The following is a 15,607-nucleotide window of genomic DNA, read 5'->3' on the forward strand; positions in this document are numbered from 1 at the left end:
TCGTAAAAAAATGAGTGACTGCATGAATCGACGACTAGCCAACTGGACCGGACGGCCCAACCTCGTTCCATTCGCAATATCTGCCCTGCCCTGCCTGACAGGACGATGCAGGCGAAAGCCGTTTCTTCCCTCGGTGTTCCTGATGCCACGTTAAGCCCGGACCGCCTCCGGCATGTCCGGTCAGTTGCACGCACGTCGCGTCGCGGCACTCCCGCCAGGGTTGCCGAACCCGCCCCGAACCGGCGCGGGCGGACACCCGCGCGTGCTGACCGAACTGATGAACCGCCTCGGGCGCTATCTCGATGCGCCCGACGAGTGGTTGCCGAGCCTGAACCGCGCGAACGGTTCGACGCGTCAGCAACGCACCGAACGCAGCGTCGCGTGCATGCAGTTGCTGCGCGCAAGCCTCAAATACCTCGATCTGTTGACTTTGCGCGTGGGTATTCCGTCGACGGACGGTGGCATGCAGAACCTGACGCTGCCGTTCCTGGCCGAGCAGGCTGGACTTGATCAGCGGCGCGCGGAGCGCGCAATGCACGACCTGCAGAAGGCCGGGTTGACCTCGGTGCGGCCGCGCTGTGAGCGCATCAATGATGGCAACTACAGAGGACTGGCTGCGATCAAGTATTTGCCGCCGGCGCTATTCGGCGCGTTTGGCCTCGCGAAATGGCTGCGGCACGAGCGTAGCAAGGCGGCACTGCGTCAGCAGATGCGAGCGGCCGCCGACGCCAAACAGCGCCGGCGTGATACACGTGACGAGCGCGAGCACGCCCGTGGCCAGCTCTGGCTGGCAGGCTTGAAAAACGGTGCAGCACGCGCCGACCGCGCATGGCCCGGGCCGACCGGAGCGTCCCGCGGGATGGTCGACGATGCTGAAGCCGAGTTCGAGCGGCAGATCCAGATCCGCGCCGGCCAGATCAAACAGGCCGATCCTTCCCTGAACCACGAAACCTGTTTCAGGCTCGCGCGACAGCAGCTCGCGCCTCCGCGCAGCTAGCCCTCTCGCACGACCAGCCTAACGCGCCGCGCGAGGCACCGGCTCGTCCGGATTTCGCTGGTCAGCGGCCGCAGCGCGTCCGCTAGACTATTTCCGGCGGATTCGCGTACGCACCGCACCGCCTGAAAGGCAATTTCGCAAGCCGCCCGCAGAGTTATCCACAGTTGATGCAATGCCCAATCAAATAAGTGTCGGGAAAGCCGCGATTTAACTGTCGGTTCTTAATCACGGTCTCTTATCACTACCGGCCGGTGAAAAAGGGTTCTGTCGCAGTAACGCAAGTGGGACAAGCGAAGGCGATATGCGTAGGATAGCTTATGAAACCAACGAGTAAAATTGCTGGGTGGCAGACAGCGGGGTGTTGCCCGAACATTGCAGCTGTCCTTTCTTGATCATGTGCATCAATTCGATGCCACTCAGAATGACGCGGGCGCAGTTGAATTCCTTGAACCCGAGCATCGGTCGGGTTCGGCGTTTGATGGCCCGATGATCCTGCTCCACGATGTTGTTCAAATACTTGATCTGACGAATCTTGATGGGCATCTCGCGCTCGGCATTCACCGCGTTAAGCGCGGCCAGATTGGAGCCGCTTTTGTCGATAGTCACCGTCTCGGGCGAACCGTTCTGACCGATTGCTTTTGCGAAGAAGCGCCGCGCAGCGGCCTTGTCTCGCTTGACTCTGAACAGAAAGTCAATGGTGTTGCCCGTCTTATCCACTGCGCGGTAAAGATACTTCCACGAGCCCTTGACCTTGATATAGGTTTCATCAACCCGCCAGCTCTTGCCGACCGGACGCTTGTGCTTGCGAAACGTCTTTTCAAACAGCGGCACCAGCTTGATGACCCAGCGATGTACCGCCGAATGATCGACGCCAATGTCGCGCTCAGCCAGCATTTCCTAAAGATTACGAAGACTCAGCGAGTAGGCCACGTACCACCGCACGCACAGCAGCATCACTTCAAGCGGATAGTGCAGCCGCTTCAGAACCTTGGCGATGCCAGGAGCAAGCGTAGTTCGTGACGTCAGTGTCTTCTTCATCGTGCGACCAAAGCGGTTTCCTCAGCCTCGAATTTTACTTCCCCCGCGTTAATGCGACAGAACCAAATGGACACCCCAGAGAGCCCTTTATGATCAGTTCGTTAGCGGCCGCCTGGCTCAGGATTTAGGTGACTGATAATCCGTTCGTGAAACGCTTCCGAGGAGCACGGCGGAACTGAATGACAATCCGTCGTTCTATCGGGGCCGATCGCATTGAATGGGTTGCACGTGTGGGAACAGGTGAAAGTCGACTGGTACACAAAGAGCGGATGACTTGATGCTAACGTCCGGCAACCTCTTGACAGACCTAACCGCGGTAATAAGCGTCTGACGGTGTTGGCCGGACAGAGTGGCGAGGTCACCTCCCTGGAAACAGACCATCGCCTTGAGACTTTCGATCGGCTGGAATTGCACGCCGAACATCTGGCGTGCAGTGGCAATGCCTCGACCAACGCTAACACCGGCGTCGACCATTGCGGCGATATCTCTGTAGTCTTTGGCCTCGAATCGTTGGCGGATGACCTTGGCCTTATGCGCCATGAGATCATCCAATGCGGCAACCTGAAGGACACCATCGTCGGTCATTTCTGGATCGGCCACGCGACCGAAGGGAAGTCCGCCAAAGAACGACACTCTAACGTGATTGTTGGTCGTATCGCCATAGCGGACAAGTATCGTATACGTATTCGGCCGATCCTGGAGGACCTCCGCAGTGGCTGTGAACGGCATGAACTTGCGAATGACCTCTTTGTCGAGTTGATGATGCGTGAAGAAATCGAAATCGACGGATGGCCGATGGCCTAGCCTGAGAGCGATCGCCGTGCCGCCATAGAGAACGAAGCCAAGTTGATTGGCGGGACTGAGTTCTGGCCACAAACGCCGCTGAGCCGGCGGCAGGACGTCTGTGTGGGGGGTGAAGATGGCGGCCACGCAGATTTTCCGAGTGGGCATCGGAGGCATATGGTCAATGTCAGCAAGACCAAGTCGATAGTTCCAATATGCCCAGGAACGCTCGTTGAATTCGCCGGGCTTGGCATGAGTGAGAACATGGCGAAGAGCGTCAGATCCCATTTGCGCCACCAGCCCCTCGACTTCGCTGTAGCTGCCGAGATTCATGACCTGAGTGATGACGCGATCGGGGCATTGGGCGGCTTCATCTGGTGTATTCCACCAGATATATTTGGCGGCGAGCCGCTTTAATTCAATGTCGCTAATCCTGGTCATCATAGTCAACGGTTAAGCGAGGGGTGGTAGTTTGTCTCTAACAGCGGGGGGCGTCCTCTAGCAAAACGCCCATGGTCGCCAATAGACGGGTGGGTGATGTGTGCGGTCATCACCCGGTTGGAGCTAAGCAATACGAACTGTCGTTCAGGTCTGTGCCCCGCTTGAATCGCGCGATTTGCACGCGTAGCCGCCGACTTTGGACCACGATTTGCACGCGAGCCGATTAAGTTACCGAGTAGCAAAAGACAAAAAACATATCCGCGATGGTCGTCGGATCCACGGCTGTCGAGAAGGTCCACTGTCCGAAAGGCTTGACGCTTCCCAAGGTCGCATAGTCAAAGGGAAGTGCGTACGCGGTACCCGATGGGTCAGCGCTACCCGATGGGTCACCGGGCCCGAGCGTCAGCTTCGCAGTCGATCCATCGGGTGCGGTTAGGTTGAAAGTGTCACCGACGAAGCTGCTGTTGGGATCAGCGGGACGGACGATCAACGCCACCTTATTAACCGATGTGATGCGATTGCGATACAGGAACGGGAAGCGTTCCGGACCAATCGTGGTCACGAAAACGAACGTTGTCGCATTGACATCACTCGGATGCTGAAAACGATGCCAATCATTCGGGGAATCATGATTTGCGCTCGTCAGCAACGCGAGGTTGGCCGGGGGTGGCAGCGCAACCGCCTTTTGCACGGTTTGCGAAAAGTCGTTTCCGCCCTCACGTGCGGTGTACTGGAGTTTGAGGATAATGTCCGTGATCGTCTCGAAATCAAACGCGTTGCATGTTGGCGGCATTTCGAGGGTCCAGGTCGAGATCGCACCGGCACCCTCGAACGGCAAATACCTTTCATCACGGAAGTTGAGTTCGAACAGGCCACTGTCGTTCTGTCCAGCACTTGTCACGATCGCTCGAGCCGACGTGAAATTGTCCTTGAAGCGAGTATCGTTCATCCCGCTGCGGCCATAGGTTGGTGTGGGCGTCGTCCTGAGTCGCGTGCTGTTCGCGCCCAGTGTGAGCGTCGCGTTGATGCTGGTGTATGGTCCGGGGACACAGGGGATTGTTATGCTGACGTTCTTGATGCGTCGCAGGTAATGCCCAGGATAATCAAGATCAAATATCCATTCAGGAATATCGATGAGACAGGTCCCCGTCTCGCGCAGATTAACGAGCTGCCTCGGTGCGAGGCTCGCGAGTGAGATGTACTTGGTGATCTCATACTCTCGCTTGTTATTCTCGAGATACGCGAGTTCGAGCTGCTTCAGATCGTACGAAAGTCGTTCGCCAGCCAACAGACCCTGACGCAGACTATCCCAATAACCAAACGTGATGAACTTATTCGCGTCAGTGATCCCGAGTTCAAAGCGATAGCAAGCTTCGGCTCGTTTCGCGATGTCAAAAGCGAGTTGATAGGCCTGAAAGTAGACGCTGGAGATCTGATTGATCATCCAATCGTAGAGTTCCTGATTGGTAAACTTCGAGTGCATGAGGTCATCGGCGCCCTGCGCGTTGGTAATTTGCAGATCCTGGTTGGCGACTTCTGCGGTGGCGATCCTCCAACGCAACGTTGCAGTCTCGATCTGACTCTGAATCTGCGTCAATTCGGCCGCTGCGAGACTCGCCTGGAACTGGTACTCGGCGTACCGGCGTGTGTAGCTCGCCATGGTGACCGCACTTTGCCCGGAAACATTCGTATCGGCGGCGCTGTGGGCGATCGCTTCCTTCGCATACCCTGCTGCCCCCGCCAGGTTGGCGCCGCCCAAAGTAGCGCCGCATGTCGAAGGGAATCCAATCTTGAGCTCCGGAAAGAGAGAGAGGATCGCTGAGACGATCGCGATGTCACACTGCACCGATTCGAGCGTTGACACGGTAGACAATGCGTCGAGGTGGGACTTCTCGCCGTCAATCGTAAATTGCAGCCCCGCGTAGTAGTCGTGCCGCAGTTGGATGACCGCCTTGCTCTTGTTCAGACCGTCAATCGTGTCTAGAGCTTCCTGGACTTGCTGGGTCTTGATGCTCTTGACAGCATTCAGGAGAGCGATTTCGTTGCTCGATCGCAAGGACGCCATCCCTTCCGCATCGCTCTTTTCGAGTGCAGCCAGCAACGCGACACCCATGCCCTTTACTTCTGCGCAGAAGACGTTAGCTTTTTCGAGCATTACGCTGAAGCGATAGAGCGGCGCTGGAGCATTGAGATCACTCAGGGCGCTGGCGATATCGACGCCCGCCGCCGTCGCCGCGACGAGGAGTGCCGGATCGATTGGTGGTTCGAACAGTGGGAGTTGCTGGAAGACGCCTTCGATGTTGAGCGAATGGCGAATTTTGAAAAGCCGATCGGCGACCGTGTCCCAGTAACTCAGCAGCTTGGTGTTATTGGGGACCGTGAAATAGAGTGTATACGGTAGTGGCAGGGTTGGCACATCCGTCTGCGCATATCCGCCCTGCACCGGCGGCACGAGATTCTCGACCATGATCAGGGCATTCGAGAACCCATCGAGCTGGGGCGCAAGCGAATCATAGGTTTCCGGAGCGATCGTGGCGCGTGGCGCGATCGCTTCGGGTCGCGGTCCCAGGATCTCGGCCGCAAGGATGTAAAGCTGCGTTGCTTCATTGATCGTCTCGATGGTATCTCGCTTGAACAGCTGATCGCCCCACGCGATCAGATTATCGAGGTACTTCATCACGGTCGTCTTTTGATAGGCGACCGTGCGGAGCCGTGCGATCAGATGCGGATTGAACGGATTCGCTTCCCACTGGGTGATCTGTTTGGTGAGTTCGGGATCTGGGTTATTCTGGATCTGGTTGATCAGCTGCAGCAGACGGCTAATCTCCGCATTTAGATAGTCCAGATCGCCGTGCTCGAAGAACGGCTTGGTCACCCAGAATTTTTTGGGTATCGCGTCGCTCGAAGCGTCCATCGGGTTGAAGATGTAGTGAAACCACTTCTGGGCCTCTTCGAATTGTTGGTTTGTCGTGAGCCGGCTGGCAAGGAGCAGTGGGATGTGAAAAAAAACTTCCCAGTTGTAGAGTGCGTAGCCGCCGGTTTGCGTGAAATCGTAGTCCTCGACCGGATAGGGCGGCGTAATTTGCGACGGATTAGGCCCATACTGCGCCAAAAAATAGTCGAAGAATTGATCGACCTCGACACGTCGGGTATAGAGACCTTGAGGCCCGTCCTTGTAAATGGCGCCAATGAGTTGGCAGATAAATGGATGGTAGAGCTCGCGGAAATTCCAGTGGAGGTAATCGACGAGACCGTTGCGCGACGCCGGTTGGATCGTTTGGTCCAGACCAGCGAGACCAGCCAACGCTCCGCTCCCGAGTTTCCCGACAAGGCTGGTTCTCGTATCGCTGAACTTGGCAACTCGCTTTCCCGATGTTCCGAAAACACCCGGGCGCAATTTGGTCAAGACCCGATCCTCGGTCACGACCTGTGACGTTACGGGGGCACGCGGTCCATTGATCGTAGTCCCAGCGTTGCCACTCGGAGAGGGTGCATTTGGCGTGACAGTCATGAGGCTCGGGGTGCGCAGCCGCGCTGGTGACGAGATCGTCGGTCCCGCCATCGCCGGGAGGTAGTAGGCCTGTTTCACTCTTTCGACCGTATAGGGCGAGGCTTGCGCCGGATTGCCGACCTGGCTGGCATCCCCAAGAGAGTCGGTTACTGCTGCATAAAACGTGCGTTGATTGTCGACGTAAACGAAATCCTCAAATACATCAAAAGCCGCGATATTTCCGGCGGGACCGATAATGAATGTCGAGTCTGGGCCCATCGCAAGCAGCTCGGTTTGATCGAGGACGAGTTCGTCGTGCGCCAGCAGGTCGTCAAAGCCCATGCCGTCGACCATCATGTTGTCGGGCGGGAAGTCAGTCATGGTGATCTTGTCCAAGTACTCCTCCCTCGTCCATAGGTAACCATGGCAATTATCGAGCTGAAAATAGCCGACGGCGATGACACCATAATCTTGCGACACGATTTACTCCTTGGTATCGGCTACTTAAGGGGTGGCGGGGGTGGGGGCGGCGGGCTGGTGAAGTAATAACAATCGACACGCTGACTGCCGCCAGATTGGCTGGGCCGGAACGTGAAGGTGGTACCCGGATCGTACGTGTTTACCAGCGTGTCTGGGTCAACAGGGGTCGGAGGGTATAAGAGTGAAAAGGCCGACAACCTCTTGGCCGACCATTTGTTGTTGTGCAAGACGCCGTAGGCGATTGAAATATCCCACTGCACCGGCGCCGGTGGTACGTTGTCTCCCGGGTTGGGCATCTGAAACGGTGGATTGTCCGACTTCGATGTAAAGATCGACCAGAAGAGGTAGAGCCGCCCCTCGTAGATGACCGGGACAAGATGCTGGGTGTCGATGTCGAGATCGATCTTCTGCCAAGCCGACCACACCCCCGCGATCGCGTCCCACCTCCGATAGTAGTAAATTTGCGGTTTCCCACTGTAGGTGCGACCAAACACGTGCATGATGTCCGTCGACACGTTTCCATTATCATTGTATTTGAGCTGGTGACACATCCCACAAATCTCGAGCCGCGCGATCTGATCGACCGCTTCGAGATAGTGGATGATGGCGTCACTCGCGATGGAGTCGGTCAGCGAGTTCTTGAGGATTTCGTTCTCAAGGGTCTTGAATTCCGGCGTCTTGTCGTCTCGGAGCTCTGGCTCGACCCAGTTTTCGGGCCAAAGGAAGACTTCACGATTGGCTTCCCAGACGCGATAGTTCTTCATCCAGGCCCAGTTCTTCCAGACGTCATCGGCGGTCTCGTCGGCGACGATGCTGGCTTCGAGATTCATGCGCACGCGCTGAACGAAAAGCTGGGTTGAGCCGATCGCCTGTTTGATGCGCGAGGTCACCATTGCCGGTGTCATCTCGATGTCGATCAGGAACCAGTCGAACATCTCGTTCGTGGTCGTCCAGGTTTGGTTAAGCATTGGATCGGGGCGCACGAGACGATAGCCAACCAGCGCGGCGCGCTGCATCTCACGGAGCACGTCGCGGAGTGGCTTTGCAGCCGCGTTCCAGGTAGCATCATCGTACTTTGCCTTGACCGCCTGGATCATCGCGCGCGCGTCATCGGAGGTGAGATCCGGTTTGGTCCACGGGAGCGCGGTCGCGGCGCTGACCCCCAGTCGTTTGAGGGGAGCGAATGCCGCGCGGATCAGCGTGATTCCGCGTTCATCCTGATACGCGGTGGGGAAGGTGAGATTGAGAATCTGGGGCCCCACGATTGTCTGGAGGTCATCGAGGGACCAGTTGGTGCGGTTCGCGAGTTCTGCAAGGATCTGCGTCTGAGTAACCGACGGGTCCCGCGCCATGTTGAAGACCGTTTCAAGCGTATCGCCGCCGCCCGGTAAGGCATCGCGGAGCGCAAAGAGATCGGCGGTACGTTTCCAGGCAGCGAATAATGTGCTGGCAGCGGGCTGCGAAGTGGTCGGGAGTGAGTTGAAGTCGAGCCATCCGACCGAAGGGCCGAAGCTGGTCAACCAAGCCGCCTGATTGGTGCGAACGTGGAATTTCGCGATCACCATCGCCACCTTGGCGAGCAGGCCGTAGGTGCGGATCTGGTCGACGCACTGCGCGGGCGTCAGCGATTGTTTGGGATCCGTCTTTTCGATCGAGGCCAGCAAGAGGAAATCGTCGATAGCGACCTTGCCCGGCGCCTTTGTCGACTTGATGACGATCGTCAGCAAGTCGTCCACGATAGCGGGTTCAAGTTTGAGCGCCGTTGAGAGCTTCTGCTTGACGACATTGCGTCGTGCGGTCAGCACGGCAGTCGTTTGTAGCGCGAACAACACATAGCTGAAGCGCGACGGTGCATCTTTGATGAGCGGCGGCGGACCGACGAGCTGGGCCTTCGCGTCGGTCGGATTGATGAAAGACGCAAAGTGGGCATCGATGAAGGCGTTGGCGTTTTGTATCGCCGCCGGACCGGTCGGTGTGCCACCGATGATCGCCATCGCCGTACTGATGACATCATCGGCGAAGCCCGAAAGTTTCGATAGCGCCGCACGAGTGAGGTCTCCGACAGGATCGCTTGGCGCCGGCGTCGGATCCGGCGTTTTGAGAAGTCCGTTATAGATGTCGTCGAGCGTCAGCGCGACATTCTGATCGAGCGGCGCCACGACTGAGCCTGGAAAGCTCTGGTCGCGCAGCAGATAGTCCAGTTCATCGAGATTGAAGCCGGATTTGCGCAACTCCTCAGCGAGCTGAATGAAGGCCTGAACCATTCCGGGGTCGGTCGAATCGAACGGCTGGATGCCGCTGATGTAGCAGAGGCGCAACACATCACTGATCGACAGGCTCGTGGCCGTCGCGAGCAAGGTGAGGCGGTACATTTCGGAGAGGTTGGCGAGATTGAGAACGTCATTCGTGATAGCGAGCCTCGTAATCGCTGCGAGATCCTTGGCGCTGATCGAGAGCGAGGCGAGGATGGTTGCGATGTGCGTGGAGATCTTCGCGTTTGCGGGGGCCGAGGTGACGATCGCGAGCTCGGTCCCAGCTGCGTCGAGCACAAAGTCGGGGTCAATCGGCTTGAGAACCACCGGATTCTGAAACAACCTGAGGTAAAGCGACGAAGCGCCAACCGTATTGATCGGATACCAGAGCGAAAGCACCTGCTCGATCGGGATGCTGAGGATCGCCTGGAGTTGTACGACGAGCGCCAACGGCACGACGAAAGTTTCCTTGAACTGCCCACCGACCTCCGTGAAGTTCGGACCGAGGACGCCGAGCGTGAGATCGAGGTCGGCATAGCTCCAACCGGTCTTCCTTGCCAGACGAACGAAGCGATGGATCCGGTCGAGGGCATCGGTAGTCAGATTCGTGATCTGCAGCCTGGTCGTATCGGTGGTCAGCGGATCGTTCAGAACGATCGACTGAATGTTCATCGTGGCACCAGGATTGATGTAGCGGCTCGCCAGCAAGGCGAGGATGTCAGCGTACAGAATCCCTGAGGCATTCTCGAAATTTCGTACAATCGAGAGATCCGTTGCCCAGGTCGACGGCGGTTGAGTTGCTGCGCCCCAGAATTCGTTTAGAGCTCTGCCAGTTGTGCCCGCAATGATTTGCCGCTCGAGCGTCGTTATTTTCAAGGCTTCCGAATTGATGGCGGTCGTCAGCGCTTCACTCATTGGCCCGCTGGCTGCAAATGCTGTCATCAAGTCGTTGCGTTTAACGCCGAGGTGTCCAAGGTAGGCGCGTGCGGTTTCGGCCCAGAGATTGAGTGGTAGGTTCCACGGGAACACCGCCTGGGCCAGGATGTCGTACGCGTCGCTATTGAGGTGCTGGGGATTTGCTGCGCGCTCCTCGGGGCTTCCCGAGGTCTGCGGCCACGGAGTGACTTCGAGAAAGCCGGCAGCCGTCCCTTCAATGACGTGCCGCCAGCCAGTGTCCTCTATCGTGTAATTTCCATAGATACCGATGTCGATCTGCGGTCGAATCGTGGCATTCGGGCTCAGAGTGATGTTACTGCTGGCAAAGGCTTGGATCAGCGTCGCTGTTGGCGTCAGCGTCTGTAGATCGGTGAGCAGGCTCCCGGGCAACGCGAAGGGGAGCGGCGCGATGCTGTTTTCCAGAATCTCATTGACCAGATCGGTATACGGCAATGGCGTGTTCGTGTTGTCGCAGGTCAACTCAATCTCGCCGAGGTCGGGGCGCCGCTTAAAAAGGATGTCTTTTGCTGACTGCGTTCCATCTGGCGACATGCGATCGCGCAAGAAGTGCAGGATGTCGACGAGATATGCCGCCGGACCCAGGACTGAGCTGCATTCTTCCGTCGGCGAGAAATTGAGGTTCCCAAAGAGGGTCTCGAGATCGGGGAGCTGCAGTGTATCCGGCGTGTTCTTCTTGACCACCGCAGGGAGCACCCCGTTGACTTGTAGATTGAAGTTTGAGTAGAGGTGTTGTGCGGTCATCGCGATTTGCGATGCGCGCGAGTAGACTGCGTCGGCTTTCGCGGCGCCGCCTAACGCAGTGGCGTATTTGCTCGCGAACTGAACCTTGCCGAGACGAACAATTTGATGCGATGAGTGGATCCCGTCGTTCAATAATGTCGTAATGTGGTCAGCGTGCTTGGAGAGGCGAAAGAGACGCTGAAAGGCCTTCAGTTTCGGGATGGTCTCCATCTTGAAAGTTACGTTGGATTCGGCCGATTTTTCTTTGAAATATTGATCGATGACTACCGAGTGAAAGTCGAAGCTCAGGTTACTGTCGAGGAAGCTCCGAATGTCGGCGTGATCGGCCTGCTTCAATTCGCCGAGACGTCGGGCGATCGCCGCTGTGGGGAAGGCGTCGTCGACGATGCGATTGAGGATTTGCGCGTAGGTTGTGGCTCGTGCATCTGGTGTGTTTCCCGTGATTTCGGCTGGGACCCCGACGCCGGGCCGTGCGGCTGAACCGATGATCAGCGCTTTCCAATCATTCTGATTCAACTTCGCGAGGTCGCGCAGTGAACTGATCTGTTTATTCTGACGTTGCTGCTGCAATGCCCGAATGAGTGGAGCGTGATTGAGAGTCACTGCTCCCACTTGCAGCGTGAATTGCAGATCGGCAATCGTTGCGCCGCGCGAAAACTGTGGATCTTGCGCCAAGGTCGACCAGAATTCCTCGATAGCTCCTGTGTGTGCTGAAAATTTCGAGAGAAACTGCGCCTGCAGATCCTGACTCAAGCTCGTTGTCGAGAGGAGCGTCCCCAGCGTTGGATGGCCGTTGGTCGATGTACTCAGTGCCGCTTTGACGGTTGCAGCTTGGAGCTGCTCCATCACGCTATCGAGTTGCGGTCGCAGCCGTGCAGGAATCGTATTGTTGTCGAGCGCGTTTTCCAGGGCGCGTCGCTGAACCTTTGGTCTCGTTCGATAGAGCTCTGTCAAATCGGTCGGGAAGCCAGCCTTCGCTAAGGCATAGAAGACCTCACCCGGGATACCCGTCTGCATGCCGAGGGCGCTAGCGCCAACGAGCGCAGTAATTTGCGCGCGCGAACTTCCTGTGGTGTTCGCGAGAAAATCGATGTCCTTACTCGTAAGTTCGGTGACCTTTGCCCCGTCGAGCGATGCTGCGATCCACACGCCGACTAGTTCCGCTTCAGAGGGACCATTGTAGGTTGCGCCGTTCGGGACGAGGTCGAGATTCAAAATGCCGGTGGCGTTGTAAAAGACGCGTGATTCCGCGATCTGTACGCTTTCAGGGTGGAACGCTCGCAGCAAGAGATTGATTGGAGCGGTGATGCGACCAATGCTGCGCGATGCTACCGGCGTCCCGGCGGTGCCAGATTCAGCTGCGGAGATCGCGATATCGTAGTGGCCGCGTGGGTCGGTGCTGGCCTTGGCCAGCACGGGCAGCCCGTGTAGTTGCTTGGTATACGCGACCACGACGGCACCGCTGATTGGCGTCATGTACGCATCGACGACAGTGCCTCGCACAGAGACCAAGAATGGCGTGCCGCTGTTGCTGTAGATGTCTCCAGTGGCCAGGACATCGCTCGTCGATGGGGAGGCAATGCTTTTGTCCGCCCTTGCGGCGTTCGTCGATTTCTGTGGAATCGTGGTTGTGGCGCCGGGCTGCGGAGACTGCAACCCGGGTGCGAAAGCCACCTCTGGCGAACCCACGCCCAGTCGTGTTCCAACTGCGGTACCAAGCTCCTGTTTTGGGGGGCTCGGGGTCCGCGCCGGGCCTGCCACAATGGCCAATCCAATCGCTGTCGCCGTTTTCTCATCGACCACGCCGGTGGGTTGCAATCCATTCTGTTGCTGAAACTGCACCACCGCCCGTCGCGTTTCGGGTCCGAAAGAGCCTTGCTTAACCTCTTCGCCGGAGACTTGGAACCCCTGCGCCTGCAGTAACGCATGGAGGCGGATAACATCGCCGCCCAAAGCGCCTACGGTTAATGTCGTGTTGGTCATAGTCAATCGCCCTATCAACAACCGCCGCACCGTATGCACCGTCGACGCCGATCAGGCCGGGCAAAGCGTCGGCGTCATAGGCACAAGATGCCGTCCCTTGCAGGCCGTTGACGGTAGATTTATCAGGTTGCTTAGAGGCTCACGTTATTTTGTTGCCCGTTGCCGTTGCCGTTGCCGTTGCCGGTGCCGTTGTCGCACCGTTCCGGTCAGACTTGTCATCCGTAAACTCCAGTTTGACCAGCGAACGGGGGTCGATGTTGTGAAACTGGATGCTTTCACTCGCGGTGAAAGAGTAGCTATTATCGGTTGCGAATTTGCAGGCGACAGCAGGCGCCGTTCCAACATACAGCGTGGTCGTCTGGCCGCCCAGCGACACGAGCAACCCAGTTTTTTGGGGCAGCCCGGGCGTCATAACGAAGCCACCAGTCTCAAGGAGTGGTCGGATCGCGCTCGCCGGCGTGATTAGCGAACTGTCTTCCAACGGGACGTTGGTGTCGGCGTAGACGGCTGGTTCCAGAATAAGGGCATAAGGCGGTCCTTGCAGGTTCTTGGTGAAGAAGGAAATGCCTTTGACTACAGCAGCAAACGTCTGGGCTCCGTAAGTTTTGTTGTTTTCATTACTCAGAGCAACCTGAATCGTCAGGTTGGACTCTGCTATTCCAAGCAACCCATCTCCTAGTTTCTCAATGTCCTTGTCTGGCATGGAGACCTGTTTAGGCAATATCGCCTTCGCTTTCTGCCCTTGGAAGTAGAGCATATCCTCGACCAAAGCTAGAGATTGAGCGGCAAGCGTGACTTGATTCATAGCCATAGTCAGCTTAGAATCTCCGACGTGCACGGGAAACAGTACAAATGATTTAATTAGGGTTGCGAAAGATTTCATCTGACCCGTTGTTGGGATCCCTGTCTTAAGGTCGACTGTGTCAGCGTGGATTGAATCCTCAGTACCTTGGACAGTTGTATTAAAGACGTGCTGCGCTACTCGCATTGGCCCCATCACGGTCTTGAGTAGGCCGGGATTGGTTTGGTCAGTACCGTTGATGCTCGCCCAAACCTCAGGGCTCCAATTAATTTCGTTGTTGCTCATGTTGTTCCCCTCTATCTGGCTTGCTGAATACGGCTTGTTTCGACAATCCGCGGAAGGGGAGTCGTATCGGCAACCGTGCGTAGGACACGCGTCATTTGCAATTCTGACAATTGTTCAGGAGTTCTGCACATTCTCATAGATCCTTTCCCAAACCACTTGGTGAAAAAATGCGGTTCGGATAGAAGTGGAAGGGCATTTGCATCTTCTCTTTGTGGGATTGGTAAGCCCCCCCCTTGATCAGTTCGCCAACGGCATTTGGCTGTGCGGATAGGACGGCTCCTACTTTCAGCGATCGGTTGAGGGATGCCGGTCGCTACTTTCATCCAGCTCAGGTACCGCGTACCACAACATCTGCTGTTCGATCGACAGTACTTGTGGATTCCTGAGCTTCCAGGTTCCGTGGGTCGAATTGGACTTCTCGGGAGGGTGTGGTTCGGATGGAGTTTCGCGGTGTAATGCCGATATCGGTCATCTCCGGTTCTGCTTGCCATTGCGCTCGTTGTGCGCCCAACATTAAAGTTATTGTGGTTCTTGGCCACCCACTCATAGATGATCGCGTTCCTCTTGTCGTCGCGATCCCAGTTTCCGCCGGGCTTCTTCTTGAAGACCGGCACCAGGTCTTCGCTCCGCGAGAGGATGAAGACATCGGGTTCTTCCGCGTCACGGTTGTGCGGCAGGCCCTTGTCTGTATTTCTCGTGATCGCTGGCATGAAAAGGCCACGCGCGATGCGGAATGTGCCGTCGCCGAAGCGATACGGCAACCCCAGTTGAGGGCCAAAATCGGAGCGTCTGGCGCGTGGTTCGGCTGAAAGATTCTCGTTGATTCCGCGCGTGGCTTTGCCAACCTTGGGCAACGCAATAGACAGAACACCGATACTGCTGTCCGGAGGCCGCGTATCCCCGACGCCGTTGGAGTCGCGCTTTGCTTTCCGATTGGCCATTGCCCCTCCTGCACCTGTTACCAAGCATGGAACCGGCGCAGAAAGATGGCCAGGCAATCAACCGGCACCCGCATAGGGGCGGCCGGCAAAGGAAGACGAAAGCTGAAAAAGACGAAAGCTCAATTCTCAGATGGCTATCATGGACGCAACATCTGAGTTTGGCGGAGGCTAAGAACGTTATGGGCACGCCCCTTCGTCAGCACAACGGTATTCCACGTTATAGATTACGGTCGTCAATATTTCAATGTTCCACAATGGTGAGACTGCCCGTCCATCGGTATGTGACCAGCTTTTCCTGATGGCGGAAATTGAAATACTGACACCGATAGCCTATAAACCGAAATACGGCCGTACCGAGGCGGGAAGCCGCAGACGGCTCAGTCACCGGCTCGCTCGGATGTCGCGCCCATGACTGTC

6 protein-coding genes and 1 pseudogene are annotated in these 15,607 nt (G+C 56.9%); 1 reads left to right on the plus strand and 6 read right to left on the minus strand.

What is annotated here, in order from left to right; all coding sequences use genetic code 11:
- Positions 1–172: 172 nt before the first annotated feature.
- Entirely contained in the window at positions 173–997 is an 825-nt protein-coding gene (locus OKW43_RS42450) for a hypothetical protein (RefSeq protein ID WP_429454852.1), read from the plus strand.
- A 315-nt stretch (positions 998–1,312) separates the two neighbouring features.
- Here OKW43_RS42450 and OKW43_RS42455 read toward each other — a convergent pair.
- The 6 genes and pseudogenes from OKW43_RS42455 to OKW43_RS42480 form a co-directional block, all read right to left on the minus strand.
- Positions 1,313–2,035, minus strand: a pseudogene (locus tag OKW43_RS42455) (IS6 family transposase).
- A gap of 195 nt (positions 2,036–2,230) precedes the next feature.
- The gene (locus tag OKW43_RS42460; protein ID WP_429454861.1) at positions 2,231–3,262 is read right to left on the minus strand and encodes a nucleotidyl transferase AbiEii/AbiGii toxin family protein; all 1,032 of its coding nucleotides are present in this window, start codon (positions 3,260–3,262) and stop codon (positions 2,231–2,233) included.
- 220 nt (positions 3,263–3,482) lie between these two features.
- Positions 3,483–7,229 (minus strand): hypothetical protein, encoded by a 3,747-nt coding sequence (locus OKW43_RS42465; RefSeq protein WP_429454853.1) that lies wholly within the window; start codon positions 7,227–7,229, stop codon positions 3,483–3,485.
- Positions 7,230–7,249: 20 nt separating this feature from the next.
- Positions 7,250–13,162 carry a neuraminidase-like domain-containing protein gene (locus OKW43_RS42470; protein ID WP_429454854.1) on the minus strand — a complete coding sequence of 1,971 codons (5,913 nt, stop codon included), beginning with the start codon at positions 13,160–13,162 and terminating at the stop codon, positions 7,250–7,252.
- Between the two features lie 139 nt (positions 13,163–13,301).
- The gene (locus OKW43_RS42475) at positions 13,302–14,249 is read right to left on the minus strand and encodes an encapsulin (RefSeq protein WP_429454855.1); all 948 of its coding nucleotides are present in this window, start codon (positions 14,247–14,249) and stop codon (positions 13,302–13,304) included.
- An 11-nt stretch (positions 14,250–14,260) separates the two neighbouring features.
- Positions 14,261–15,190 carry a SpvB/TcaC N-terminal domain-containing protein gene (locus OKW43_RS42480; protein WP_429454856.1) on the minus strand — a complete coding sequence of 310 codons (930 nt, stop codon included), beginning with the start codon at positions 15,188–15,190 and terminating at the stop codon, positions 14,261–14,263.
- Positions 15,191–15,607 lie beyond the last annotated feature (417 nt).

The organism is Paraburkholderia sp. WC7.3g, from assembly GCF_050436345.1.
Lineage (GTDB): Bacteria > Pseudomonadota > Gammaproteobacteria > Burkholderiales > Burkholderiaceae > Paraburkholderia > Paraburkholderia podalyriae.